The organism is Micromonospora sp. CA-248212 (genome assembly GCF_050948405.1).
GTDB lineage: Bacteria > Actinomycetota > Actinomycetes > Mycobacteriales > Micromonosporaceae > Micromonospora.
Window position 1 is genome coordinate 5,558,278 of sequence record NZ_CP192023.1, and the last position, 22,218, is coordinate 5,580,495.

The 22,218-nt window shown below is 70.9% G+C and carries 23 protein-coding genes and 2 pseudogenes; 8 read left to right on the plus strand and 17 right to left on the minus strand.

Annotation, left to right across the window (positions count from 1 at the left end; genetic code table 11):
* Window positions 1-29: 29 nt before the first annotated feature.
* Together ACQP03_RS25960 and ACQP03_RS25965 are read right to left on the minus strand one after the other, a co-directional pair.
* Window positions 30-1,459, minus strand: a pseudogene (locus ACQP03_RS25960) (RNB domain-containing ribonuclease).
* 1,136 nt (window positions 1,460-2,595) lie between these two features.
* Window positions 2,596-2,799 (minus strand): hypothetical protein, encoded by a 204-nt coding sequence (locus tag ACQP03_RS25965; RefSeq protein ID WP_357132722.1) that lies wholly within the window; start codon window positions 2,797-2,799, stop codon window positions 2,596-2,598.
* Between the two features lie 200 nt (window positions 2,800-2,999).
* Between ACQP03_RS25965 and ACQP03_RS25970 the strand changes: the two genes are divergently transcribed.
* Together ACQP03_RS25970 and ACQP03_RS25975 are read left to right on the plus strand one after the other, a co-directional pair.
* Window positions 3,000-4,274, plus strand: a complete 1,275-nt coding sequence (locus ACQP03_RS25970) for a M48 family metallopeptidase (protein WP_357173840.1) — start codon at window positions 3,000-3,002, stop codon at window positions 4,272-4,274.
* Window positions 4,275-4,333: 59 nt separating this feature from the next.
* Window positions 4,334-4,831 (plus strand): NUDIX hydrolase, encoded by a 498-nt coding sequence (locus ACQP03_RS25975; protein WP_357132717.1) that lies wholly within the window; start codon window positions 4,334-4,336, stop codon window positions 4,829-4,831.
* A 19-nt stretch (window positions 4,832-4,850) separates the two neighbouring features.
* Here the strand turns inward: ACQP03_RS25975 and ACQP03_RS25980 are convergent, their stop codons facing one another.
* Window positions 4,851-5,717: a helix-turn-helix domain-containing protein gene (locus ACQP03_RS25980; RefSeq protein ID WP_433458826.1), complete on the minus strand. Its 867-nt coding sequence runs from the start codon at window positions 5,715-5,717 to the stop codon at window positions 4,851-4,853.
* A 118-nt stretch (window positions 5,718-5,835) separates the two neighbouring features.
* Window positions 5,836-6,447, minus strand: a complete 612-nt coding sequence (locus ACQP03_RS25985; RefSeq protein WP_433458828.1) for a GNAT family N-acetyltransferase — start codon at window positions 6,445-6,447, stop codon at window positions 5,836-5,838.
* 66 nt (window positions 6,448-6,513) lie between these two features.
* Here ACQP03_RS25985 and ACQP03_RS25990 point away from each other — a divergent pair, with 66 nt between their 5' ends.
* The gene (locus tag ACQP03_RS25990) at window positions 6,514-7,398 is read left to right on the plus strand and encodes a transglutaminase domain-containing protein (RefSeq protein WP_357393445.1); all 885 of its coding nucleotides are present in this window, start codon (window positions 6,514-6,516) and stop codon (window positions 7,396-7,398) included.
* On the opposite strand, the gene ACQP03_RS25995 is transcribed toward ACQP03_RS25990, so the two are convergent.
* The 5 genes from ACQP03_RS25995 to ACQP03_RS26015 all read right to left on the minus strand — a co-directional run bounded on the left by ACQP03_RS25995 (window position 7,385) and on the right by ACQP03_RS26015 (window position 11,663).
* Window positions 7,385-8,338 (minus strand): redoxin family protein, encoded by a 954-nt coding sequence (locus tag ACQP03_RS25995; RefSeq protein WP_433458830.1) that lies wholly within the window; start codon window positions 8,336-8,338, stop codon window positions 7,385-7,387. The genes ACQP03_RS25990 and ACQP03_RS25995 overlap by 14 nt on opposite strands.
* Window positions 8,339-9,565, minus strand: coding sequence for an epoxide hydrolase family protein (locus ACQP03_RS26000; protein ID WP_357393449.1), 1,227 nt, complete (start codon window positions 9,563-9,565; stop codon window positions 8,339-8,341).
* Window positions 9,566-9,953: 388 nt separating this feature from the next.
* Window positions 9,954-10,622, minus strand: a complete 669-nt coding sequence (locus ACQP03_RS26005; RefSeq protein ID WP_357173825.1) for a haloacid dehalogenase-like hydrolase — start codon at window positions 10,620-10,622, stop codon at window positions 9,954-9,956.
* Window position 10,623: 1 nt separating this feature from the next.
* Complete coding sequence (locus tag ACQP03_RS26010; protein ID WP_357132702.1) at window positions 10,624-11,025, minus strand: hypothetical protein; 402 nt, start codon at window positions 11,023-11,025, stop codon at window positions 10,624-10,626.
* 191 nt (window positions 11,026-11,216) lie between these two features.
* Window positions 11,217-11,663 carry a DUF3592 domain-containing protein gene (locus tag ACQP03_RS26015; protein WP_357132700.1) on the minus strand — a complete coding sequence of 149 codons (447 nt, stop codon included), beginning with the start codon at window positions 11,661-11,663 and terminating at the stop codon, window positions 11,217-11,219.
* Window positions 11,664-11,993: 330 nt separating this feature from the next.
* Between ACQP03_RS26015 and ACQP03_RS26020 the strand changes: the two genes are divergently transcribed.
* Window positions 11,994-12,833 (plus strand): expansin EXLX1 family cellulose-binding protein, encoded by an 840-nt coding sequence (locus ACQP03_RS26020; RefSeq protein ID WP_357393453.1) that lies wholly within the window; start codon window positions 11,994-11,996, stop codon window positions 12,831-12,833.
* Between the two features lie 214 nt (window positions 12,834-13,047).
* Here ACQP03_RS26020 and ACQP03_RS26025 read toward each other — a convergent pair whose 3' ends face one another.
* Window positions 13,048-13,218, minus strand: a complete 171-nt coding sequence (locus ACQP03_RS26025) for a hypothetical protein (RefSeq protein WP_433458834.1) — start codon at window positions 13,216-13,218, stop codon at window positions 13,048-13,050.
* 280 nt (window positions 13,219-13,498) lie between these two features.
* Here ACQP03_RS26025 and ACQP03_RS26030 point away from each other — a divergent pair, with 280 nt between their 5' ends.
* Window positions 13,499-16,294, plus strand: a complete 2,796-nt coding sequence (locus ACQP03_RS26030) for a TIM-barrel domain-containing protein (protein ID WP_433458836.1) — start codon at window positions 13,499-13,501, stop codon at window positions 16,292-16,294.
* Window positions 16,295-16,358: 64 nt separating this feature from the next.
* Here ACQP03_RS26030 and ACQP03_RS26035 read toward each other — a convergent pair whose 3' ends face one another.
* The gene (locus ACQP03_RS26035) at window positions 16,359-16,823 is read right to left on the minus strand and encodes a hypothetical protein (RefSeq protein WP_357173809.1); all 465 of its coding nucleotides are present in this window, start codon (window positions 16,821-16,823) and stop codon (window positions 16,359-16,361) included.
* Between the two features lie 172 nt (window positions 16,824-16,995).
* Here ACQP03_RS26035 and ACQP03_RS26040 point away from each other — a divergent pair, with 172 nt between their 5' ends.
* Window positions 16,996-17,352 (plus strand): hypothetical protein, encoded by a 357-nt coding sequence (locus tag ACQP03_RS26040; RefSeq protein ID WP_357173806.1) that lies wholly within the window; start codon window positions 16,996-16,998, stop codon window positions 17,350-17,352.
* Window positions 17,353-17,480: 128 nt separating this feature from the next.
* Here ACQP03_RS26040 and ACQP03_RS26045 read toward each other — a convergent pair whose 3' ends face one another.
* Window positions 17,481-18,083 carry a hypothetical protein gene (locus ACQP03_RS26045; RefSeq protein ID WP_357173803.1) on the minus strand — a complete coding sequence of 201 codons (603 nt, stop codon included), beginning with the start codon at window positions 18,081-18,083 and terminating at the stop codon, window positions 17,481-17,483.
* Window positions 18,084-18,188: 105 nt separating this feature from the next.
* Window positions 18,189-19,241: a zinc-binding dehydrogenase gene (locus ACQP03_RS26050; protein ID WP_357132680.1), complete on the minus strand. Its 1,053-nt coding sequence runs from the start codon at window positions 19,239-19,241 to the stop codon at window positions 18,189-18,191.
* A gap of 68 nt (window positions 19,242-19,309) precedes the next feature.
* Between ACQP03_RS26050 and ACQP03_RS26055 the strand changes: the two genes are divergently transcribed.
* Window positions 19,310-20,104 (plus strand): helix-turn-helix transcriptional regulator, encoded by a 795-nt coding sequence (locus ACQP03_RS26055; RefSeq protein WP_357173800.1) that lies wholly within the window; start codon window positions 19,310-19,312, stop codon window positions 20,102-20,104.
* 29 nt (window positions 20,105-20,133) lie between these two features.
* Here the strand turns inward: ACQP03_RS26055 and ACQP03_RS26060 are convergent, their stop codons facing one another.
* Both ACQP03_RS26060 and ACQP03_RS26065 read right to left on the minus strand, forming a co-directional pair.
* Window positions 20,134-20,409 carry a hypothetical protein gene (locus ACQP03_RS26060; RefSeq protein WP_357173797.1) on the minus strand — a complete coding sequence of 92 codons (276 nt, stop codon included), beginning with the start codon at window positions 20,407-20,409 and terminating at the stop codon, window positions 20,134-20,136.
* Window positions 20,406-20,582 (minus strand): hypothetical protein, encoded by a 177-nt coding sequence (locus ACQP03_RS26065; RefSeq protein WP_357173794.1) that lies wholly within the window; start codon window positions 20,580-20,582, stop codon window positions 20,406-20,408. Before ACQP03_RS26065 ends, ACQP03_RS26060 begins: the two co-directional genes overlap by 4 nt.
* 5 nt (window positions 20,583-20,587) lie before the next feature.
* Here ACQP03_RS26065 and ACQP03_RS26070 point away from each other — a divergent pair.
* A pseudogene (locus ACQP03_RS26070) lies at window positions 20,588-20,701 on the plus strand (DUF397 domain-containing protein); the annotation flags it as partial.
* On the opposite strand, the gene ACQP03_RS26075 reads toward ACQP03_RS26070, so the two are convergent.
* Both ACQP03_RS26075 and ACQP03_RS26080 read right to left on the minus strand, forming a co-directional pair.
* Window positions 20,680-21,360, minus strand: coding sequence for a hypothetical protein (locus ACQP03_RS26075; protein ID WP_357132668.1), 681 nt, complete (start codon window positions 21,358-21,360; stop codon window positions 20,680-20,682). The pseudogene ACQP03_RS26070 and the gene ACQP03_RS26075 overlap by 22 nt on opposite strands.
* A gap of 41 nt (window positions 21,361-21,401) precedes the next feature.
* Window positions 21,402-22,076 carry a hypothetical protein gene (locus ACQP03_RS26080; RefSeq protein ID WP_357173791.1) on the minus strand — a complete coding sequence of 225 codons (675 nt, stop codon included), beginning with the start codon at window positions 22,074-22,076 and terminating at the stop codon, window positions 21,402-21,404.
* Between the last annotated feature and the right edge of the window lie 142 nt (window positions 22,077-22,218).

A 22,218-nucleotide genomic window follows, 5' to 3' on the forward strand; every position in this document is an offset into this window, starting at 1 on the left:
CTGCCCGCGCGACCCGACCGCGCGGCGACTCAGGCCAGCTCGAACAGCACCGTACGGGCCGCCGGGTCGGCGGTGACCAGGCGGACGCGGACCCGTTCGCCGAGCGGAAGTTCACCGAGGCAGCGGCTGCGGACCGGCGGGGCGTCCAGGGCCACGGTTCCGCCGGGCGGCCGCGGCCGGGACTTGCCGTTGGCAGGGGCGTCGACGTCGAGCACCGCCGCGTCGAAGGTCTCCCCCACCCGGTGTTCCAGCAGCACCGCCTCGGCCAGTTCGACCGCGCCCCGGCTGGCCGCCGAGGCGGTGCGGTCGGTGCTGGCCATCACCTCGGGCAGCCGGGGCAGCGCGGCGCGGGCCCAGTCGGGCACCTCCCGGCCCGCGTGCAGGGCCAGGCAGACCTCGGTGGCGTACCGGTCGGCCAGGCGCCGCAACGGCGCCGTGACATGGGCGTACGCGGCCGCGACCCCGCCGTGCTCCGGCTGCTCCGGGCGGCTGCCGTCGAAGGCGGTGTACGCGGCGCCGCGCATCAACTCGGCGGCCTGGTCGATGAACGCGGCGGCACGTGGCTGCGCGGCGTCCAGACCGGCGATGACCTCGCCGGGGCTCGCGCCGTCCGGCCAGCGCACGCCCAGCGGGGCGGCGGCCGCCCGCAGGCGTTGCACCGCCTCCGGCTTCGGTGGGGGCATCGTCCGCAGCAGGCCGATCCCGCCGGCCAGCATGATGTCGGCGGCGGCCATCCCGGTCAGCAGCGAGATCTGCGCGTTGTGCTCCTCCATGGGCGCCGGCCCGCGCAGCACCAGCCGCCACCCGTCGCCGTCGGGCTCCACGTCCTGCTCGGGCAGCGGCAGGTTGATGGCCCCCCGGCGCAGCCCACGGGCGGTCAGCCGGTCGCCGATCTCGGGCAGCAGCGCGATCGGCTCGGGCAGCCGACCGGCGTCGGCCGCCGCCTGCACGCCGGTGTAGTCGAGCTTGGCCCGACTGCGGACCAGGGCGCGCTCCAGCTCGACGGCCACCGTGGCGCCGTCGGCGTCCAGGTCGATGGTCCACACCACGGCGGCGCGGTCGTCGTCGGGCAGCAGGCTGGCCGCACCCTCGCTGAGCGTCACCGGGTGCAGCGGCACGTTGCCGTCGGGCAGGTAGACCGTCTGCCCGCGCCGCCAGGTCTCCTCCTCCAGCGCGCCGCCCGGCTCGACGTGCGCGGCGACGTCCGCGATCGCGTACCGCACGCGGTAGCCACCTCCCGTCCGGCGGGCCAGGTGCATCGCCTGGTCCAGGTCACGGGAGGTGGCCGGGTCGACGGTGACGAACGGTATGTCGGTGCGGTCGACGGCCGGCCGGGGCGGCGCGGCGGCCGCCGCGTCGGCCTCCCGCTGGGCGGCCGTGGGGAAGCTCTCGGGCAGGCCGAGCTCGCGGCGCAGCGCGCCGAAGTCGATGCGGGGGCGAGTACGCGTCGGATGACCACGGGTCAATCCTGACAGCGCCGCCGGTGATCCGCTTCCGGTGACCGGCCGAGTCCACGCCGCGCCGCCCGGCCAGCCCGGGGCGACGACCAGCGCCAGCCGGGGCGACCCCGGCCGAGGCGGGGCGACCCCGGCCGAGGCGGGGCGGCCAGCCCGGGGACGACCAGCGTCAGCCGGTCGCCCTCCGCGCCGTGGTCCGCGTACCCGGGGGGCGGTTGCCCGTGCGGCGACCGGCTGCGACGGCGACTTGCGGGCGGTCACCTTGCGGGCCGGCGCCTTGGCGGCGGTGGTCTTCTTCGCCGGGGCCTTCTTCGCCGCCGCCTTACGGGCGGTCGTCGACGACGTGCCGGTCACCTTCGAGGCCGGGGCCTTCTTCGCCGCCGCCTTGCGCGCGCCGCCGGCCGGACGGGTCGCCGTCTTCTTCGCCGCCGTGGTCTTCTTCGCGGGCGCCTTCTTGGCGGGAGCCTTCTTCGCGGCCGTCTTCTTCACCGCCGACGCCTTGGTCGCGACCTTGCGGGCGGGCGCCTTCGTCGCGGCCGTGGTCCTCTTGGCCGCCGAGGCGGTGGTCTTCTTCGCCGCGCTGGTGGTCTTCTTCGCCGCGCTCGTCGCCTTGGTCGCGGTGCCGCTCTTGCGCGCCGTGGCTGCCGGGCTCCGCTTCGCGGCGGTGGCCGTCCCGCGGGCGGACGCGGTCTTCGCTGGCGCCTTCCTGGCCGCCGCCGTGTTCTTGGTCGCCGTGGTCCTGGCCGTGGTCGCGGTCTTCTTCGCGGGCGCCTTCTTGGCCGCCGTGGTCCTCTTGGCCGCCGCCGTGGTCTTCGTCGTCTTCGTCGCCGTTGCCTTCTTGGCGGGGGCCTTCTTCGCCGCGGTGGTCGTCTTCGTCGCCGGGGCACGCCCCGCGCCGCCGGCCGCCTTGCGGGCCGGCGCCTTCGCCGCGCCCGTGGTGGACTTGCGCACGGGGGTGGTCCGGCTCGCCGACGTGCCACGCTCCGCCGCGGCGGTCTTCTTCGCGGTGGTCTTGCGGGCGGCCGGGCGGGTGGTGGCCTGCTGTGTAACGGCCATCGTGGTTCCCTCCTTGGGGACGTGCTCTCGCGTGCGTCCTCGCGGAGCACGAACTACCGCGACGCGGGCCGTCCCGCGCCGTCTACCTGTCCTCCCCGGCCCAACGCGCGTCCTCGGCCTCCCACGCCTCATTCCGCTCCTGCACTCGCTGCAGGGCGTTCTCCGCGTCGGCCGCCGAGTCGTACGGGCCGAGGACGTGCTTCGCCGGACACACGTCGGCGTCCGTCTCGACCCGGTGGTGTCGGGTGCACCAGTAGAACTGCCCACTACGTTCGCTGTCGCTCATGGGAAACACTGTGCACCGCGAACCGGTTGCCCGCCACCGGATCACGCAAGTCGCCTAACCCTCTCCACAGTAGAGACGCTTACCGCACCGCGGGCGAAAACGCCGAAAGAAGTGCAGGTGGGGGCGTTGGAAGGCGCGGGAACACCGGTGGCCGAACGGTCGATTCCCCGGCACGACGCTCCGGGGCAGGATTCGTGGCCGTGATCAACACGGTGACGGGCGCGGGGGCGTGCCCGCGATGCGGAACGACCACCGCATCGCTGAGGGACGCGGCGCCGTGGTGCCCCGGCTGCGAGTGGAACCTGGAGGCGTACGACCCCGGGCGGCGCGAGCGCGAGTTCGGCTGGACCTGGGTCGACCGGTGGACCCACCGGTTGGCGTTTCAGGCGACCGGGCAGCAGTTCCGCCAGTTGCTCGGCCGTCCGCTCGGCGACGGCGGGTCGAGTGCGGCACGGACGCTGACCGCGGTGGTGTCCCTGCTGCTGATCGCGGCCGTGCTCGCCCTCGCGGTCGTCGGCGGTTGGCTGATCGTGGCGTTCCCCTTTCCCAACCTGGCGATCGTGCTGGGTGTGGCGATGGTCGCCCTGGCGGTCGCCCTGCGGCCCCGCTTCGGCCTAGTCGACCCGAATCTGGAGGTCCTGTCCCGCGACCGTGCGCCCGAGCTGTTCGGGCTGATCGACGAGGTGGCCGCGGCGATCGGCGCGCCGGTGCCGGACGTGGTCGGCGTCGACAACGCCATCAACGCGTACGCGGGCGCGGTCGGGGTGCGACGCCGCCGGGTGTTGGCGCTCGGGCTGCCACTGTGGGGCTCGCTGCCCGCCGGTGAACGGGTGGCGCTGCTCGGGCACGAACTCGGCCACTTCGTCAACGGCGACCCACGTCGGGGTCTGCTCACCCAACCCGCGTTCACCACGCTCGCCTCGGCCGCCGACCTGTTCCGGCCGGTGCAGACCACCGTCGGGGCCGGGCTGCTGGAGATGGTGGGTGACGCGCTGGGCCGCGCGTTCCAGTGGGTGGTGTCCCGGGTGCTGTTCGGCGCGCACCTCGTGCTGGTGAGCGTGGCGCTGCGGGACAGCCAGCGCGCCGAGTACCTCGCCGACGACCTGGCCGCCCGGGTCGCCGGCACGACGGCCGCCACCGATCTGCTCGACGCCCTGCTGGCCGGCGAGTCGATGGCGTTGGCGGTACGTGTCCACGCACGAGCGGGGCACGGCCCGGACCGTTGGCGGTCGGCGTTCGCCGAGGCCCGCGCGGCGAACAGTCACCGGCTGCCGCTGCTGCGCCAACTGTCGGTCCGTGACGAGGCCTCGCTCTTCGCCGCCCACCCGCCGCTCGGGCTGCGTCGCCAACTGCTCGCCGGACGGCCGTGGCAGGACCCGTCGGTGGTGCTCACCCCCGCCCGGCTGGAGCGCATCGACGCCGAGCTGACCGCGGAGTACAAGCGCTTTCGTCGTACCGTCGAATGGTCGGGCTGAGCACGACGCGACCTCGATGGGACGGCGGTGGCCGCCGACGCGCGGCCTATGATCGCCCGATGGCGGTACCGGACTACATCGTGCGGATGCGAAAGCACGTCGGCCACGACCTGCTGTGGCTGCCCAGCGTCAGCGCGGTCATCCGCAACGACGCCGGTGAGCTGCTGCTCGGCCAACGCTCGGACGACGGGCGGTGGTCGGTGATCAGCGGCTTCGTCGAGCCGGGCGAGCAGCCGGCCACCGCGCTGGTCCGGGAGGTGCGGGAGGAGACCGGCCTGGACGTGACGCCGCTGCGCCTGACCAGTGCCGTCTCCCACCCGCACACCTACCCCAACGGCGACCGCTGCGAATACCTCAACCTGGGCTTCGTCTGCCAGGTGGTGTCCGGCACCGCGCGGGTCAACGACGACGAGTCGCTGGACGTGCGGTGGTTCGCGCTGGACCGGCTGCCCGAGTTGGACCGGCACGCGCTGCTGGTCATCGCCTACGCGTTGCGCGACAACCCGTCGGCCGGCTATCTACCGCCGGGCACCACCTGGGACGACGTACCCGACTGAGCCTCCGGCCGCGACGTCCTCAGACCGCGACCCGTTCGACGGGGATCCACAGCTCCGCGTCCGCCGTGCTCCCGTCCGCGGACACCCGCACCCGGGAGATCTCCGGTCCGGGCCGGCTGCGGTACGGGTTCGACGGGAACCACTGGGTGAACACGTCCCGCCACAGGAACTGCACCGCCTGCGGGAACGCGCCGGAGGTGGTGAACACCGCCCACGACCCGGCCGCCACCGGCAGCGCGTCCAGGTCGTCCGGTGGCGTGGCCCCGGTGACGGCCCCATGCCAGTAGTCCAGCTCGCTCCCCTCGGCCCGGGTGTCGGCCAGGTTGTCGCTGACGTTGACGATCCCGGCCGGCTCCTGGTCGGAGAGCGCCTCGATCCGGGCGGTCGTCTCCTTGTCGATGCTCCTGACGAACGCGACGATCGACGGGTTCATCCCCTCGTGCACCAGCGGAACCCGGGCCTTACGCCCCACCAGCGCGAACGCGTCCTTGGTGACGATTCGGTACTCCATGCTGCCGCTCCCTTCCACGGTGAGTCGGAAGGACATCCGGGGCTGGGAACGCAACGCCGCCCCCGTACGCCGGGCATCTCCGGGCCCCACGCCGTGCACGGCGTGGAACGCACGGGCGAACGCCTCGGCCGAGCCGTAGCCGTAGCGCACCGCGACGTCGAGCAGCGTCCGCTCCCCCGCCAGCACGTCCGCGCCGGCGACGGTGAGCCGACGGCGGCGGATGTACTCCGACAGCGGCATGCCGGCCAGCGCGGAGAACAGCCGCCGGAAGTGGTATTCCGACGTGAGCGCGATCCGCGCCAGGTCGGCCACCTCGATCTGCTGGTCGAGGTGCCGCTCGATGTGCGCCATGGCCTCGTTGAGCCGCTCCAGCACCCGGGCCTCCTTCCCTTACGAGCAGCAACGCTAGGCGGCGGGCCAGGTGGTCCACCCGACATCCGGTGCCCGCATCGGTCGGGCCGCGGTCCGGGGTTGAACCGCCAACCGGGACGTCTCAGCGGGGCGGCTGCTGCATGATCCAGGTGGGCACCGGCTCCGACAGGGTGCCCACCACCTCCCAGCCGGCCCGGCGGTACAGGCCGACGTTGCCCGGGTTGCTGGTCTCCAGGATCGCCGGCAGTCCGTCGGCGGCGGCACGAGCCAGCCCGGCCCGCATGACGGCGCGGCCCCAGCCGCGTCCGGCGCTGTCGGGGTGGGTGCCCAGGACACCGAGATACCAGAACGGGTATGTCGGCAGTGCGGCGTGCACGGTGTGGTCGTAGCCCTGCACCCGGGCCAGCACGTCGGCCGGGTAGGAACCTTCCTTCGGCGACCTGTGCACGGCTGCCGGCCCGGCAGTCCGCACGTCGGCCGGCCCGGCAGTCGGTTGCTTGGCCGGCGGCTCCCAGATGGCGACGGACGCACCGCCACCTGTCGTCCAGATCGACGACAGGTGCACCCGCTTGTCGAAGAGGTCCCCGAAGAAGGTGGCGGCGTGGCGCGGGTAGGCCTCCTCGTCGGGGAACAGGAACCGCAGGATGGGATCCTTGACGAACGCGGCGACCAGTGAACCGACCACCGCATCGCGGTCGGCTGGGGTGGCGATGGTGATCTCGGGCGATGTCACAGCAGTCGACACTAGCCGGGAAAAGCGCCTTGACCCTGACACGGTGGCAGGACGAAGACTCGCCTCATGGACGTCGACAGCTACCGACAGCACTCCCCGTACAGCGACCCGGGCCGGCATGCCGCACTGCTCGACGCCGTGCCCGCCGACATCGCCACCGTGGCGGCGACCGCCCGCAACCTGATAGTCCACTACCGCGCCGGCGGCGTCGAGTTGCCCGGCGACCGGCTGGAGGAGGTGAACAGCCGCTGGGTGGAGCGCATTCTCGACACCGACCAGTCCCGCTTCGCCCTGCCCCTGCGCACCGAGCGCCCGGCCGTCGACCGGGTGGCCGGCTGCTGCCGGGACCACACGCTGCTCTCGGTCGCGCTGCTGCGTCAACACGGCGTCCCGAGCCGCAGCCGGGTCGGCTTCGCCTCCTATTTCACGCCCGACTGGCACCACGATCACGTGCTGGTGGAGTACTGGAACGGCCACCGCTGGGTCTGGGCCGACCCGGAGGCCGACCCGGCCGGCGACCGGCGGTTCGACGGCTACGACATCGATCCGACGGCGGGGCTCTTCGATTCGGCGGCGCGGGTCTGGTCGGCGTACCGGGCCGGAACGATCGATCCCGACGTCTACGGCGTGGCCCCCGACCTGCCGGTCCACGGCGCCTGGTTCATCTACGACTACCTCCTGCACGAGCTGGCCCATCGGCAGAAGGACGAGCTGCTGCTGTGGGACAGCTTCGGCGCGATGACCGACGACCTCGCCGACGCCGACCTCACGCTCGCCGACGAGATCGCCGCGCTGCTGCTCAAGGCCGACGACGGCGACGAGGCCGCGGAGAAGGCGCTCGCCGACCGGTACGCCACCGACAGCCGTCTGCGTCCCGGCGCTCAGTTGCGCAGCTTCTCACCGGTCTCCGGCACGGTGAGCACTGTCGATCTGCGCGTCAGCCGAAGGTGAGGGCGTACGCCTCGGCGCCGGGTTCGCCGAACGTGACCTCCAGGCTCCGCTCGCGGACCGCGCCGTCCTGGCGGACGATCTGGTAGAGGCGGCCGTCCTCCAGCACGCCGTTGCCGGCCTCGTCGACGTCGACGCCGTGGGACGGGCCGGGGGCCTCGCCGTCGAGGAGCACCCGGAACGGGACCGGCCGTCCCGTTCCGGGGGCCAGCACGAGATGCGCGTCGCGGGCGTGGAACCGGACGGCGATGCTGGCGCCGGCTCGACCGACCGCGACGTTCTCCGACCCGATCGTCCACTCGCCCGACAGGGCCCACTGGTTGAGTGCCAGGCTCTCGGGGAGGTCGTAGGCGCGGCGTTCGTCGAGCGCGGGGCCGTTCGGCGACGCGAAGTGTTCGCCGCGACTGAACCCGAGGTACGTCTCGGGCGTCCGCAGACTGTCCCAGTCGGCCGCCGCCTCCGGGCCGATCCCGGCGACGGGTACGAGGTCCCGCTCGACACCGAGCAGACGCTGGATGGTCCGCTCGGACTGCTCGTAGCGACCCTCACCGAAGTGCTCGTCGCTGAGCACGCCGTCGGTGTCGACGAAGTAGAGCGCCGGCCAGTACTGGTTGGCGAAGGCGCGCCAGATCGCGTAGTCGCTGTCGACCGCGACCGGGTAGTCGATGTCGCGGGCCGCCACCGCGGCGCGTACCCAATCCACCTGATGCTCGAAGCCGAACTCCGGCGTGTGCACCCCGACGACGACCAGGCCGTCGTTGCGGTACGCCCGCGACCAGGCCCGGACGTACGGCTCCTGGCGCAGCCAGTTGATGCAGGTCAGCGTCCAGAAGTTCACGAGTACGACGCGTCCGCGCAGCTCGGCGGGGCCGAGCGGCTCGGAGTTGAGCCACTCGACCGCCCCGCCGAGCGGCGGCAGGTGCACCCGACCGAACGCGGCCATCTACCGCAGCGACCGGAAGGCGGTCCGCAGCTCCTCGGAGAAGATCTTCGGCTGCTCCCACGCCGCGAAGTGCCCACCGACGTCGAGCTTGTTGTAGTAGATGAGGTTCGGGTACGCCTGCTCCGCCCAGCTCTGCGGGGCCTCGTACAGCTCGTCGGGGAAGACGCTCACCGCGACGGGGACGTTGACGCCCTTGGTGGCGAAGAACGAGAGCTTGTTCTCCGCGTAGAGGCGGGACGCGGAGACCGCGGTGTTCGTCAACCAGTAGAGCGAGATGTTGTCCAGGATGTCGTCGCGGGTCAGGCCCGCCTGGGCGCCCTCGAAGACCTTCGCGATCAGGGCGAGGCTCTTCGCGTCGTGGTCGAGCAGGAACGACGCCAGGCCCACCGGAGAGTCCGCCAGGGCGGTCAGCGTCTGCGGGCGCGTCGCCATCATCAGGGCGTACGCGACGTGCTTCCAGACGTAGTCCAGCTCGGTGGCCGCGCGCATCTCGTCGTCGGACAGGCCCGAGGGCAGCGATCCCATGGCGTTGTTCGCTCCGGTGGTGTCGCCCTGGAACAGCAGGTCGATCTCGGGCGGGACCGCGCCGGGCATGTTGGTGTGGATCCCGAGCAGCTCCGGCGGGGCCTGCACCCCCATCTGGTCCACGACGACCGCTCCCCAGTCGCCGCCCTGGGCGACGAACCGGTCGTACCCGAGGCGCTTCATCAGCTCGGTCCAGGCGGTGGCGATCTTCTGCGGGTTCCAGCCCGTCGCGGTGGGCTTGCCCGAGAAGCCGTGGCCGGGCAGGGACGGGATCACCAGGTGGAAGGCGTCCGACGCGCTCGCGCCGTGGGCCGTCGGGTCGGTCAACGGCTCGATGATCTTCATCTGCTCGATCACCGACCCGGGCCACCCGTGCGTGACGATGAGCGGGAGCGCGTCCTCGTGCTTCGAGCGCACGTGGATGAAGTGGATGTCCACCCCGTCGATGGTGGTCATGAACTGCGGTACGGCATTCAGCCGTGACTCGACCTTGCGCCAGTCGTACTCGTTTTCCCAGTAACGCGCGACGGCCTGGATGGTCGCGAGTGGCACGCCCTGCGACTGGTCGTCGACGATTTCCTTCTCCGGCCAACGGGTGGCGGCGATCCGCCGTTTCAGGTCGTCGAGGTCCGCCTGGGGAATTTCCACCGTGAATGGCCGGATCTCCGTGGTGCCGGGCCGCGCCTTCGTCTTGACCGCCATGCTTTCGTCCTCTCTGTCACCAGTTCGCGCCTCGCGAGGGGAATCATGGGGTGAGGGCACTACCCGGATGTGTGCGCCAATTCGAGAAAGGCACGCCGCCCCCTGTCTCGGAGCCTAGAACGCTGCACCTCGCGGTCGTGGCGATACGAGCAGTCACGCGGTCGGCGGAGATTTCCTAGCGGGTGTCAAAGTCCTCGGTCGAGCCGAGGGCCTTGACCCACGCCCTGGGTCCGGTTTCATAAGGCGGTCGGGCCGAGGCGGAGTCCGGGCGGCGATCCGGCAAGGCGCGGTGGCGTCCGGATACCGGTGTTGTATCCGGACACCACCGCAACGCCGCTGGGCGTCGTCCGGGCCCGCCGCAGGCCGACCAGTTCTTATGGAACAGGACCTAGCTGCCCGTCCAGGTCACGGTGGTCAGCCGGGCACCGAGCAGCCGCCGCGCCCGGGAGACCTGACGGGCGCTCGCGTTGACCAGCACCGCCTGCTCCGCGGCGGCGAGAATGGGAAGATCCGACAGCGAGTCGCTGTAGGCCACCCGCCAGGGTGGCGTCACCCTGCGGGCGGCCAGTTGCACCATCTTCGTCGGGCCGTAGTTGTGCACGATCAGCTTCGGGCCACGGATGTGCGACGCCACCAGGTCGACCTCGGCGAGGCCGATGGCGTCGAGCAACGCGCGTGCCAGGGTGTGCTCACACGCAGTCACCACGACGACGCGGTCACCCGCCGCGAGGTGGGCACGGATCATCCGCAGACCCGGTGCGATGAGCCGACCTGGCTCGGCGCCGAGGTCGGCGCCGAAACGCCCCAGCTCGGCCTGCAACCGATCCGCGTTCCGGCCGCACAGGCCGATCCGACTCATCCATTGCGCCGCCCGCACGCGGTAGGCGGGAACGGCGATCATGGGCGCGAGGAGGACGAGCAGACCGACGGCCAGCGGCAGCCGGGCACCCGTGAAGACGACGCGACGCATGAAGAGCCCGAACGCGTCCCCGCGCAGCAGCACGCCGTCGAGATCGAAGACGACGGTCGGGGTCGTTTCCTCGCGGTCCTGCCCCATCTCAGATGGCGTTGGACGGTCGAGCTGGCCTGGTGCCGACAACGGCGCTGGCGATCAGGAGCACCGTCGCCGGCAGGAACGCGGCACCGATGCCCAGCCCGAGCAGCAGACCCCACCCGCCGATGACCAGCGCGGCCACCAGGTCGACGACGCCGGCCAGCCGGCCGAATCGCTGCGCAAGAACCGGCAGCACCGCGGCGACGACCGGAACGCCGAGCAGGTAGCTGGCGGCAGAACCGGAGTCGTCCACGGTGAAGGGCGTCAGCGCGGCGGCCACCAGCACGGTGATCGCCAGGGCCGACCACCGCAGCACCCGCCGGGCGTCGACCGGCTTGCGGACCACGACACCGACACCGACGACCAGTACGCCCACGACCGCGCCGACCGTCACCAGATCGATCATCCCCGTACCTCCCTCAACGACACGGTACGGACGCGGAGCAACACGGAGGGCCATGATCCACTCGTGTTCCGTGAAATCGGCCTATCCCAGGCCCCCGGACACCCCAACGTCAGCGAAGTCGAGTAGATCTACGGCGAGCGACGGACCGCGGGCCTGCCGAGGCGCACCAGCGCCGCGCGGCTGCCGGATCCTCAGGGCATGCCCGCGTACCGGAGTGGGAGCGGAGGTCGCGGCCGACGCCAGACGACGTACGCCAGGATGGCGGCGACGGCCAGGAGCACCACACCGATGAGGGCGATGAACCATGCCGATCGGTCGCCGACCTCCTGCACCCCGAAGCAGGGATCACTCTCGGCGTAGTGGACGCGGATGCGATCGCCGGTGGTCACGGTCCGGTTCGCCTTGACCGCCACCCGAAAGTGCGCGTCACACGTCTCGCCGCGGCTGGTCGTGAATTGAATCGCGACGAGTGTTCGCGCACCGCGATGCTCGACCTCGCGCACCACGGCCGACGCCTCCGATGCCCGATCGTCCGCCACGATCGACCCGATCACCAGGCCTGTGAGCGTCATCGCGAAGATGAGGTAGAACGCAGAGAACACCCGCAGGAAGGTCCGACTCGGGCGTCGACGGTTCATGGCCGGGACTCTAGAAGGGGTCCGCAAGGCGCCAGTTGCCGCGAGCGGCCGGGTGAATCTCGCGCGGGCAGGCTTGATCCACTCGTCTTCCGTGAAACCGGCCTATCCCAGGCCCCCGGACACCCCAACGTCAGCGAAGTCGAGTGGATCTACGGCGAGCCCGCGACGGACTGCGCGCCCGTCGATCCGGCGCGTGACGGAATGCTTACCGGCTTTGCGCTGGCCGCGGATCATGCGGCAACATCAGGCGGCGTGACGGCACCAGGCACGGAACCCGCAAGCGACAGCCCGGCCAGAACACCCCGGTCGAGTCGGCGGGTCCGACGCTGGATGGCCGGCACCGGAATCGCCGCTCTGGCCGCCGCCCTCGGCGTCACCCTCGCCGTACGCGGCGGCGCCGCCCCGGCCTGCGCCGCGCCGCCCAGCGGCGGCACCGTCCACAGGGGAACAGCCAGCTTCTACGACGGGGGCCGCTCGGGCGGCACCTGTTCCTTCCCGGGCCCGCCGGCCGACCGGCTCTACGCGGCTGTCGGCTCGTCGCAGTACGCCAACGCGGCCGCCTGCGGCAGCTACCTGGACGTCACCGGCCCGAAGGGCACGGTCCGGGTGCTCGTCATGGACCAGTGCGCCGGCTGCGGAAGCAGCAAGATCGACCTGTCCGAGGAGGCGTTCGCCCGGATCGCCGACCGCTCGCAGGGCATCGCCTCCGTGGCGTACCGGGCGGTGGTCGACCCGCCGCTCGACGGCGGTCTCACCTTCCGGATCAAGGGCGGGGCGTCGCAGTGGTGGTTCGCGGTCCAGGTCGGCAACCACGGCAACCCGCTGCGCTCGGTCGAGGCCAAGGGCCCGACCGGCGGCTTCCGCAAGACGACCCGCCAGGCCGACAACTACTGGACCGTCGACGACGGAATCGGCTCCGGCCCGTACACGATCCGGGTCACCGACGTGTACGGCCACCAGAGCACCGCCACCGGCATCCGCATGACGCCGAGGAAGGTCCAACGCACCACGGCGTCCCTCGTCGCCGCCCCGCCCAGCGCCTCCCCAACGCCCGCGTCGCCCTCGCCGTCACTCTCCACCTCGCCGACGCCAACGGCGGAGTCAGCCGCGCCCACGACGACGGTCGAGGCCCTGGCAGGCGCAGCTCCGCTGGCCGCCGCCCGCTGCTGACCCCGCGCCCCGCTGCGGCGCTTGTCATGCGCGCGGGTGCGACCGGCGTGCGAGTGCGGCCGTCGTGCGGCTGCCACCGGCGTGCGGCGCTCGGCGTGCGCCTGCGCCTGCGCCTGCGGCGTGATCGACTCCGGATCGCCGAAGTGGCGGCATCCGGGCGGCGTGACACCCCCACGTCGCCGACCTGGGGTGGATCACGCCCACCCGTGGCGCGTCAGGTGCTGATGGCGCCCAGCACGGCGGCGGTGTTGCCACGGGCGGCACGCTCGCCGGCCACCACCTCTTCCGGGGTGGCGCCACGGGCCATCGCCTTGGCCATGGCCTCCTGACGCCGCTGCTCGATCTGCTCGTTCCGCCTCTGCTTCAACCGGTTCCAGAAAGACATGCGTCAGACCATCCCCGCGGTCCGGCGACGGCAAACCGATCAGCAGGCGTGCCGTCCGGCGAGCGGACGGCCGTAGGCAGGCCGCCCGCACATCGCCCGCACGTCGCGTACCGGCCGCCCGCACATCGCATACCGGCCGCCCGCACATCGCGTACCGGCCGCCCGCACATCGCGCCGGAAAGAGAGAAGAGACACCCGCTGCCGCCCGTTGACATGCGTTTCAGGCGAGTGACAGCGTTGTCATCGACTCATTTCCTCCATATGAGACGAGGAGCGCATCTTGCTCTATCGGAACTCACCCCGCCGCCGGGCGACAGCAGCCGCCGCGGTCGGCATTCTCGTCACGGGCCTGGCGCTCGCCCCCTCCGCGCCCGCCCAGGCCAAACCTCACGGCGCGCAGGACGACGCCGTACGGTCGGGCAACGCACGGTTCGAAGTGCTCTCCCCGACCCTGATCCGCACCGAGTACCAGAAGGACGGCCGGTTCACCGACGCCGCCACGTTCAACGCCATCGGGCGCGACGACTTCGCCCGTACGCGTTTCACCAAGCGCGTCGAGCACGGCTGGCTCACCATCGACACCGGCGCGATGACGCTGCGCTACCAGGTCGGCTCGGGCGCGTTCACCGCCGACAACCTGACCGTGCGGCTCAAGACCGGCAAGCAGACCGTGCAGGGCCAGCCCTGGGCCGGCCACACCGCGCCGGCCTGCGCGTTCGGCGCGCTCTGCGAGGCCGAGTCGCTGCAACTCAACGGTCCCGGCGTGGCCACCGACCACCGGGGATACACCGGACGCGGCTTCGCGGCGGGCTTCTCCGCGTCCGGCGACTCGGTGACGTTCGCGCTCGACGCGCCGGAGGGCGGCACCAGGCAGCTCGCCGTCCGCTACGCCAACAGCACCGGCGGCGACGGCCAGAACGTGGACCGCACCCTGACCGTGCAGGTCGACGGCGACGCCGGCCGCACGCTGACCCTGCCGCCGACCGCGAACTGGGACACCTGGGGCCTGGCCACCGTGCCGGTCGACCTCACCCCCGGCCGGCACGAGATCAGCGTCGTGCGGGGTCCCAACGACTCCGGCAACATGAACATCGACAGCCTCGCGGTGGTCAACCCGGGTGACCCGTTCCCCGCGCCGTCCGCACCCCGGCCGCAGCCCCTGCGCTTCGGCACCCTGGGAGAGGCCGAGACCGGCGCGCTCGCCGGCGGCGCGCGGCCTGCGAACGACCACAACGGCGCTTCGGGTACGGGTTTCCTGGCCGGCCTGGAGAACACCAGCGCCGCCGTGGCGCTCACCGTGACGGACGTACCCGCCGCCGGTGACTACCAGGTGCAGATCCGCTACGCCAACGGCCAGGCCGGCGCCCAGCCGAGCCAGACGCGCACCATGTCGGTGACGCCGGGGACGGCGGCACCGGTCACGGCGACCCTGCCGCCGACCAGCGGATGGGACTACTGGAACACGGTGGCCGTCCCGGTCCACCTGGACGGTGGCACCAACACCGTGACGCTGGGCTGCCCCACCGACGCCAGCTGCAACATCAACGTCGACACGGTCGCCGTCACGGGCAAGGACTCCCCGCTGCTCGCCCCGCACGCGCCGCTCGGCGGCTACCGCCGGGGGCTGGACGGCGTGACCGGCTCCGCGCTCACCGCACCGGGCCTGCTCTACCAGGACGGCTGGTACCTGCTCGACGACTCGGCCTCGGCCCTGCGCACCACCAAGCCCCGGCCCGCTCCCGAGCAGGACGGCTACGTCTTCGCGTACGGGCAGGACTTCACCCGTGGCCTGGCGGACCTGTCGACCCTGACCGGCCCCACGAAGCTGCTGCCCAAGTGGGCGTACGGGGTGTGGTACTCCGAGTACTACGACCGCACCGCCGCCGAGTTCCAGGCACTGGTGGACCGGGCCAGGGCTGAGGGCGTACCCATGGATGTTCTTGTCCTTGACACCGACATCAAGGCGCCGGACAAGTGGAACGGCTGGAGCATCGACCCCACCCGCATTCCCGACCCGAAGGCGTTCTTCGACTGGGCGAAGAAGCAGGGCCTGCACACCGGCATCAACATCCACCCGAGCATCCTCGGCTCGGACCCGAAGTTCGCCCAGGCGCAGGCCACCGCGAAGGGCAAGCTCCAGCGCGTCGGCTGCAACGGCGGCCCGGACTGCTACACGTTCGACTTCGGCGACCCGGACCAGCTCAAGGCGTATATGCAGCTGCACGACGGGATGATCCCGAAGGGCAGCAAGGGCCCGGACCTGTGGTGGCTGGACTGGTGCTGCGACAACACGAAGTCGTCGCTCGCCGGCGTGACCGGTGACGCGTGGATCAACCAGCAGTACGCCGACAAGACCGGCTTCGCGTTCTCCCGGGCGTACGGGTCGTTGCAGGCCGGCGGCTACAGCAGCCCGACCCCGGTGGTGACCGGACCGTGGGCCGACAAGCGCACCACGCTGCACTTCACCGGCGACACCACCAGCGACTGGTCGACCCTGCAGATGGAGGTCGGCTACACGCCGGGCGAGTCGGCCGCGACCGGGCTGGCCGCCGTCAGCCACGACATCGGCGGGCACACCGGTGGCCTGCGGGAGCCGGGCAGCGAGCCGGGCAGCACCAAGCTGCCCGACGACCTGTACGCCCGCTGGGTGCAGTTCGGCACGTTCCAGCCGATCGACCGGCTGCACTCCAACCACAGCGACCGGCTGCCCTGGCAGTACGGCCCGGCAGCCAACGCGTCGGCCAAGAAGTTCCTGAACCTGCGCAAGGAACTGCAGCCGTACACCTACGCCGCCGCCAAGGAGGCCACCCGCACGGGTACGCCCATCGTCCGCTCGATGTACCTGGCGTACGCGAACGAGCAGGCCGCGTACGCCACCGCCGGCTCGCAGTACCTCTACGGTCCGGACTACCTGGTGGCACCGGTGACGACACCGGGCGACACCGCCACCACGTCGGTGTGGTTCCCGCCGGGCAACACCTGGACGGACATCTTCACCGGCAAGACGTACCGGGGCGGCACCACGCAGAACATCACCACCACCCTGGACACCATGCCGGTGTTCAAGAAGCACTGAGACGGCGTTCCTGACACCGGCCGGGTGGGGCAACCCACCCGGCCGGTTCGTCGCTTGGCTGGACTCAGCGGGCGCGGCTCCCCTCTTGACGTTGCTCCGCCAGTTCGGCGAAGGGCAGGGGGCAGCAGGTGCTTGCGGCGCAGGTGACCAGGTCGTCACAGCCGGCCGAGATGGCGTCCCGCAACGTGTCGCGGATGACCGTCAGGTCGGCCAACTTCTGCTCGATCTCCACAAGCTTCTCCCTGGCACGCACCTGGAGGCCGGTGTCGGACCGGCCCCGGTGCTGGTGTCTGCCGGCGTCGAGCAGGTCGGGGTCCGGCCGGGAGAAGCCGAAGGTGAAGAACGCGCAGCAGGACGACTCTCGGGCCGCCAGGTCCCGCGCCAACTCCTCGACCCGGGCGGCACCGTCGAGGCGCAACCGCAGATGCCGCGCCGACAGTCGGTCGACGCCTCGTACCTCGGTGGTGAAGAACCGATCGAACTCGGCGAGCCGCAGCGGCCGTTCGGGCCGTCGGGAGGGTGCAGGCATCCGGCACCCAGGCCTCGTCCGCCGTGACGTGGCGATCGCTCATAGCCCCGACGGTAAGCCTGTACCCGGGTAACAGATGCAAGCCCAACGGCACTGCCCCACCGTCATCCCCGCGGCACGGGACGGTGAGCCGACCCCGCCCACCCGGTGCTCGCCCCCTTACCATCCCTCAGTGATCTCGAATGCCTTCGATACGCGCGGTGGGCTCACCTACGTCGACCGCCTCGACTTCACCCGAGGCAGCCCGCTCAGGGCTGTCCGCCGGATGGCCTGGCCAACGGTCAAGCTGCACGTTGACGACAGCACATTGACCCTGTCGTCACGTACCAGCTCGGACACCTTGCGGCACGTCCAGGTGGAGGCACTGCCGCACCGACCTCTGCACGGACGGTTTCCGCTGCCGGCGACCGCCGTCTCCTTCCAGGTCGAGGGACGCGACCAGGTTCTGCTCTTCTGGACTCCGCGCGTTGGCGCGGTCCTGCGTAAACTCGCCGATCTCGGCTGGGACGCCGAAGACCCTCGGTCCTGAGCCTCACCCTGTGGTGCAGTCGGGACGATCGGCCAGAGGTAGCGGCTCTGCTGCGCCTCAGCGGTCCGGTCAGATGGCCGGACACCTGACAACATGCCTCGCCAATGCTTTCCGGTCTCGGCTCGGAACTACGCTAGGACCAGCGCGATCACCAGGGCAGGCAGCATCAGGAGGGGCGCCGCAAGGCGGACGAGCTGCCACGCCCAGACGTTGCGGGGTGAACCGTGCTTCACGCGGCCGCTCGCGAGCCACATAGTCAAGAGCGCCAACCATCCGGCCCACGTCCCGCAGTGAATCCCGACCACGAGGGCGTCTCCGTTCGGCACCCCGACCACGAGGTCTCTCATCCACGGCTCGTGGCCAGTCTTGTACGTGACATCCGAGAGCAACAGACCTGAAACAACCAGCCCCACAGCTGGGAGCAGGAGAACGTAGAAGAGCCGTCGACGCGGCCGAAACGCGAACGCAAGCACGGCCACGACAACGACAGCAGTCGCCCGCACACCCCAGCCGATCGTGACCATAGGGAGCCGGCCGCAGCCGGAGGCCTGGCAAGCCAGCTCGGCGAACCACGGGACGAAGCGTTGCCGGAAGTCGATCGCCGAGCCGAGCACAAACGTCGCTCCGGCCCAGACGGCGCACAGCATCACGACGACCGCGAGGCAGCCGACGTTGCCTCGCCACGTCGGCGTAGCCACCTCGCTGGGCGTCGCGTCGCGGTCGCTGGTCATAACGGCGGCGAACGTACACCGCGTGGTCAACCCCGGATGCGGGCACCCGGGGTTGACCTGCGCCGCCCTGCCGACGGGCAGGTCCAGGTGCCGACCCTCAGACGGTCAGGGGACGAGGGCTACGAAGCTGAGGCCCGTGGTGTGCTCCGCCAGGTCGAGGGCGGCCGCCGGGTCGTCCAGGCCGACCGTCCGCATCTCGATCGCGGAGAGGTCCAGCAGTCCGGAGCGGACCAGGTTCCACACGTTGGTCACGGTCTCGTCGTTGCTCATCCAGGAGCCGCGCAGGGTGAGCCTGCGGCGCATCAGGTCGCCGTACCCGATGGTGAGGTCTTGGCGTACGCCGCCGATGAGCACAAGAGTGCCGCGCCCCCGCAAGCTGTCGTAGGCGGCCATGGTCGCGTCCGCCGTTGGCGTAGCGCCGAGGGCGTCGAGGGCGATGTCGACCGGGCCGATACCCACCGCATCCGTCGTACGGTCGCCGGTCAGCCGGTGGATACGCATGCGGGGGTCGAGCTCGGCCAGCCGGTCGAGCGCCCCCTTGTTGCGGCCCACCGCTGTCACCGTCGCGGCGCCCTCAGCGAGCGCCATCAGCACCGCCGCGCCGCCGAGTTGGCCCGTCGCACCGATCACCGCGACGTCGCGGCCGGTCAGCGGACCCGCCGCGTGCAGGCCCGTGGCGGCGATGCAGAGCCACGGCACAAACGACAGACGGGCCGGGTCCGGGTAGTTCTCCGCGCCGGGCAGCTTGACGAGCGTTTCCTTGGCGCACAGCGCCGTTTCCGCGAAGACACCGTCGCGCCACACCGTACGCATGCGATCCGTCCGCTCGCTGCCGGCCCCGGAACCGCCAAGGCCGACCCAGCCCACCAGGATCTCGTCTCCGCCGCCCGCGTCGAGCAGCGCCGTGTCCAGCACGACGTCGCCCGGGGCGACGTGGAACACGTCGGGCGCAACGTCAGTCACCCGGCCGACGCAGGAGGGACCCAGGATGAGCGGCACGGGCAGGCCGCCGCGGTTGCCCTTCACCACCATTTTCGTGTACGCCGGCAGGTGCGCGGCGAGCACCTCCACGAGCACGCCACCGCCCTGAAGGGTCGGCGAGGCAACATCGGAAAGCTGTACGTCGTCGTCTTCTGAAGCAACAGTCCAAGCACGCATGGGACAAGCCTGACGACTCGTTAGAGTGGTATCCAGAGCCGCTTTATTCTGGTATTGGAGGTCCCAGGGTGAGCAAGGAGCTGGGCACGTTCCTTCGCAGCCGGCGCGAGCGGATAGCCCCAGCCGATGCGGGTCTGCCGGTCACGCGGCGCCGCCGCACACCAGGGTTACGCCGGGAGGAACTGGCCCTGCTGGCCGGTATCAGTGCCACCTGGCTCACCTATCTCGAGCAGGGCCGCGATGTCCGCCCCTCCGGCCAGGTGCTCGACGCCCTCGCCCGAGCGCTGCGGTTGACCGACGCCGAGCAGGAACACCTGCACCACCTCGCCGGCGCAGGAGCCGCGCCGGAGCAGGACGTCTCCGAGGAGGCGACACCCGAGATCGCCGGTGTTCCGGCGTTGCTCGGCAACAACCCCGCGTACGTCACCGGCATCTGCTACGACGTACTCGCGACCAACCACGCCGCAGCGGAGCTGTTCCAGGGCGTGGGGCCGGGTGGCAACGTCGTACGCTGGGTATTCACCGAGCCCGTCGCCCGCCAGGTGCTGGTCGACTGGGAACAGGAGGCGCGCAGCATCCTGGCCCGGCTGCGGGCGATCGCCGGACAGCATCCCGGTCACCCGCGGGTAACCCGGCTCGTGGCCGAACTCACCGAGATCAGCCCCGAGGTACGCCAGTGGTGGCCGCAGTACGACATCCAGTTCAGCCACGCGGGCCGCAAACGCCTCCGGCATCCCCGACTGGGTGTGATCGCCGTATCGCACGCCGCGTTCCACGTCGCCGAGCGACCCGAACAGACGCTGGTGGTCTACCACCTGCCGGACAGCACCGACCTCTCTGCGGGAGCGACAGTTCCCGCGTGAGCCGTCATGTGTAGGCCGCCGACAGGACTTCAAGCCCGACCGGACCGGCGAGGCCGCCGGGCCTGGGACAACCACCCGAGGAACCTGGCGTGCATCGCCGGCAGGTTCGGGCGCAACCCCAGGCCGTACGCGTCGTCGACCGCATCGTGCATCGACGCGGCCAGGTAGAACGCCAAGGCGACGGAGTGGCCGTAGAACTCGGCCGTGAGAGTGAGCTGGGCCGGGCCGCACGGCCAGGGTGCGGCGCAGTTGCGGCACAGCCGCCTCGGACGCATCGGCAGGTGCGGGCGGGGGCGGGCGTTCATCCGATCCGCACCGTGCCTCGCCGATGTCCGGCCGGCAGGGCCTGCGCCCACACGCCCGCCCGTCGCACGTACAACTCGCGCCGCGCGACCGCGTCGCCCGCCGCGTTGAGCTGGTAACCCTCGATCCAGACCCACCCGTCGTACGTGTGCCGCTCGGGCAACTCGCGGATCACGCATAAATCTGCCTGGCATCGTCGGCGTACGGGACAGCAAAGACCCTGCTGGTCCGGCACTGACCTTCGGTCCGTCGGCTTGGCGGGCGTTCGTCGCTCAGGTCGCCGCGCGGCCGTAACCCGCGACCGTTTCAGGTCGCGCGATGCCGACGGATGTGGGCGCCGCATCGGCCGCCGTCTCAAGGTGCCGTGCGACCGTCAGCAGGTTGAAAGCCCGGTAGTAGGCGCGCGAGTCATCGCGCCACGTCTCAGGTCCCATCCGCTGCCGTAGCGCTTCGACGATTGCGCTCAACATTTCTCGTTGGGCGGGAAGCAGTGCGCCGCCGGCTTCCAGGGACGCGGTGACGCAGGCGGCCAGCTCCAAGGTGGTCGAATCCGGCTCTGCCAGCAGCGCAGGTGCCTCATGACGTTGCCAGTACCGCACGGCGTGCAGGGCAGCCGGTCCGGGGGCGCCGTACCAACAGCGAGGAGAGCCGTTCGGGTTCGGCTCAGTCGGACGAAGGCTCCGCTGGCCCCGGTGCTTGGCGAGCTTCCGTTCGGCGGTGTAGTCGCGGAGATCGGCATGCCAGCCCGCACGGCTCGCCACGAGAGCGTCCAACGCGCGCAGCAACGCGGCCTCGTCGCGGTGAAACGGTCCAGCGATCTCCTCGAGAAAACTCAGCGTGGCGTGGAAGCCGATCGGTCGGTACAACTGCACGCACGACCTCAACGCGCCAACCCGGTGCCGGTACGGCAGCGCAGCGTCGCGCACGCGGCGGGCGTAGGTGCCGAAGCTCACCCCGGGACGCTACCGCCCTCACGTCGAATACGCCGACATCACTACTTCCGACCAGGTGCTCTTCTAGTTTCGTCGACGTTGTTGTTAAACCTGTCCCGGAGTCGGGTTCCAAACTTTTCATCGCCGTCGTAGGACAAATGGGCCGTCCCAGTCATTTGCATCGAGGCCAATTCCACGAAGGCGGATGTTCCGATCTTGGCCTTCTCGCGCAAGCCGACCCTACGGCCGAGGTCTCCGCTGGCGGCAGCCTCACCTTGCGACCGCGACGGCTCGATATCGTGCCGCGCCGACGGTCGGTGATATTTGTCGTGGACGAGTTGTGGAGAGTGCAGTTTATAGAACGCTTCAATCTTCTGGAACGTTGGCCCACTCGTCGGGTAATCACGCACGTTGACGCGAAGGTACCACATCATGTTGAATGCATGATCAGCATTCCGTGGAGGCGTTCCCGCATCCATCTTTCCCACTAGCCTGCCCAGATCATTCCGTTGATATTCTTGCAGCCCTGGATCCGAACCCCTCTTGACCGCGTCCTTCAACTCTTTCAGGGCTTTCCGGTACTCACGCGATTTGATGGGCGGGGCCGAGAATCGGATGGCCGCGCCCATCTCGACGGGACGATAGAACGTGCTGGGGTTCGAAACAAAATCAGAAGGCCCGTTGTACGAGTCGGCATTTGACATGTATTCAAGGCCGACAGTTCCCGAGTTGTTCATCAGCGCTGGCCCTCCCGGAGACTACCGATGCAGATGCCTGTCGGCACTCCAACGGGACGAGCGGCGTTATGGTTCACCGGCCGGGCGACCTTTTTCCCTGGAGCGTTGAGCTCAGAGCCTCGATCACGGCCCTGAGCTGGTG

Excerpts from the sequence above, each read along its gene's own strand:
- ACQP03_RS26045 (WP_357173803.1), bottom strand. The coding sequence starts at position 18,083 with ATGACCAGCGACCGCGACGCGACGCCCAGCGAGGTGGCTACGCCGACG.
- ACQP03_RS26025 (WP_433458834.1), bottom strand. The coding sequence starts at position 13,218 with ATGTCTTTCTGGAACCGGTTGAAGCAGAGGCGGAACGAGCAGATCGAG.
- ACQP03_RS25995 (WP_433458830.1), bottom strand. The coding sequence starts at position 8,338 with ATGGCCGCGTTCGGTCGGGTGCACCTGCCGCCGCTCGGCGGGGCGGTC.
- ACQP03_RS26060 (WP_357173797.1), bottom strand. The coding sequence starts at position 20,409 with ATGAACGCCCGCCCCCGCCCGCACCTGCCGATGCGTCCGAGGCGGCTG.
- ACQP03_RS26020 (WP_357393453.1), top strand. The coding sequence starts at position 11,994 with ATGGCCGGCACCGGAATCGCCGCTCTGGCCGCCGCCCTCGGCGTCACC.
- ACQP03_RS25965 (WP_357132722.1), bottom strand. The coding sequence starts at position 2,799 with ATGAGCGACAGCGAACGTAGTGGGCAGTTCTACTGGTGCACCCGACAC.
- ACQP03_RS26015 (WP_357132700.1), bottom strand. The coding sequence starts at position 11,663 with ATGAACCGTCGACGCCCGAGTCGGACCTTCCTGCGGGTGTTCTCTGCG.
- ACQP03_RS26000 (WP_357393449.1), bottom strand. The coding sequence starts at position 9,565 with ATGGCGGTCAAGACGAAGGCGCGGCCCGGCACCACGGAGATCCGGCCA.
- ACQP03_RS26035 (WP_357173809.1), bottom strand. The coding sequence starts at position 16,823 with ATGCCTGCACCCTCCCGACGGCCCGAACGGCCGCTGCGGCTCGCCGAG.
- ACQP03_RS26050 (WP_357132680.1), bottom strand. The coding sequence starts at position 19,241 with ATGCGTGCTTGGACTGTTGCTTCAGAAGACGACGACGTACAGCTTTCC.
- ACQP03_RS26005 (WP_357173825.1), bottom strand. The coding sequence starts at position 10,622 with ATGGGGCAGGACCGCGAGGAAACGACCCCGACCGTCGTCTTCGATCTC.
- ACQP03_RS25990 (WP_357393445.1), top strand. The coding sequence starts at position 6,514 with ATGGACGTCGACAGCTACCGACAGCACTCCCCGTACAGCGACCCGGGC.
- ACQP03_RS26080 (WP_357173791.1), bottom strand. The coding sequence starts at position 22,076 with ATGAACAACTCGGGAACTGTCGGCCTTGAATACATGTCAAATGCCGAC.
- ACQP03_RS25975 (WP_357132717.1), top strand. The coding sequence starts at position 4,334 with ATGGCGGTACCGGACTACATCGTGCGGATGCGAAAGCACGTCGGCCAC.
- ACQP03_RS26010 (WP_357132702.1), bottom strand. The coding sequence starts at position 11,025 with ATGATCGATCTGGTGACGGTCGGCGCGGTCGTGGGCGTACTGGTCGTC.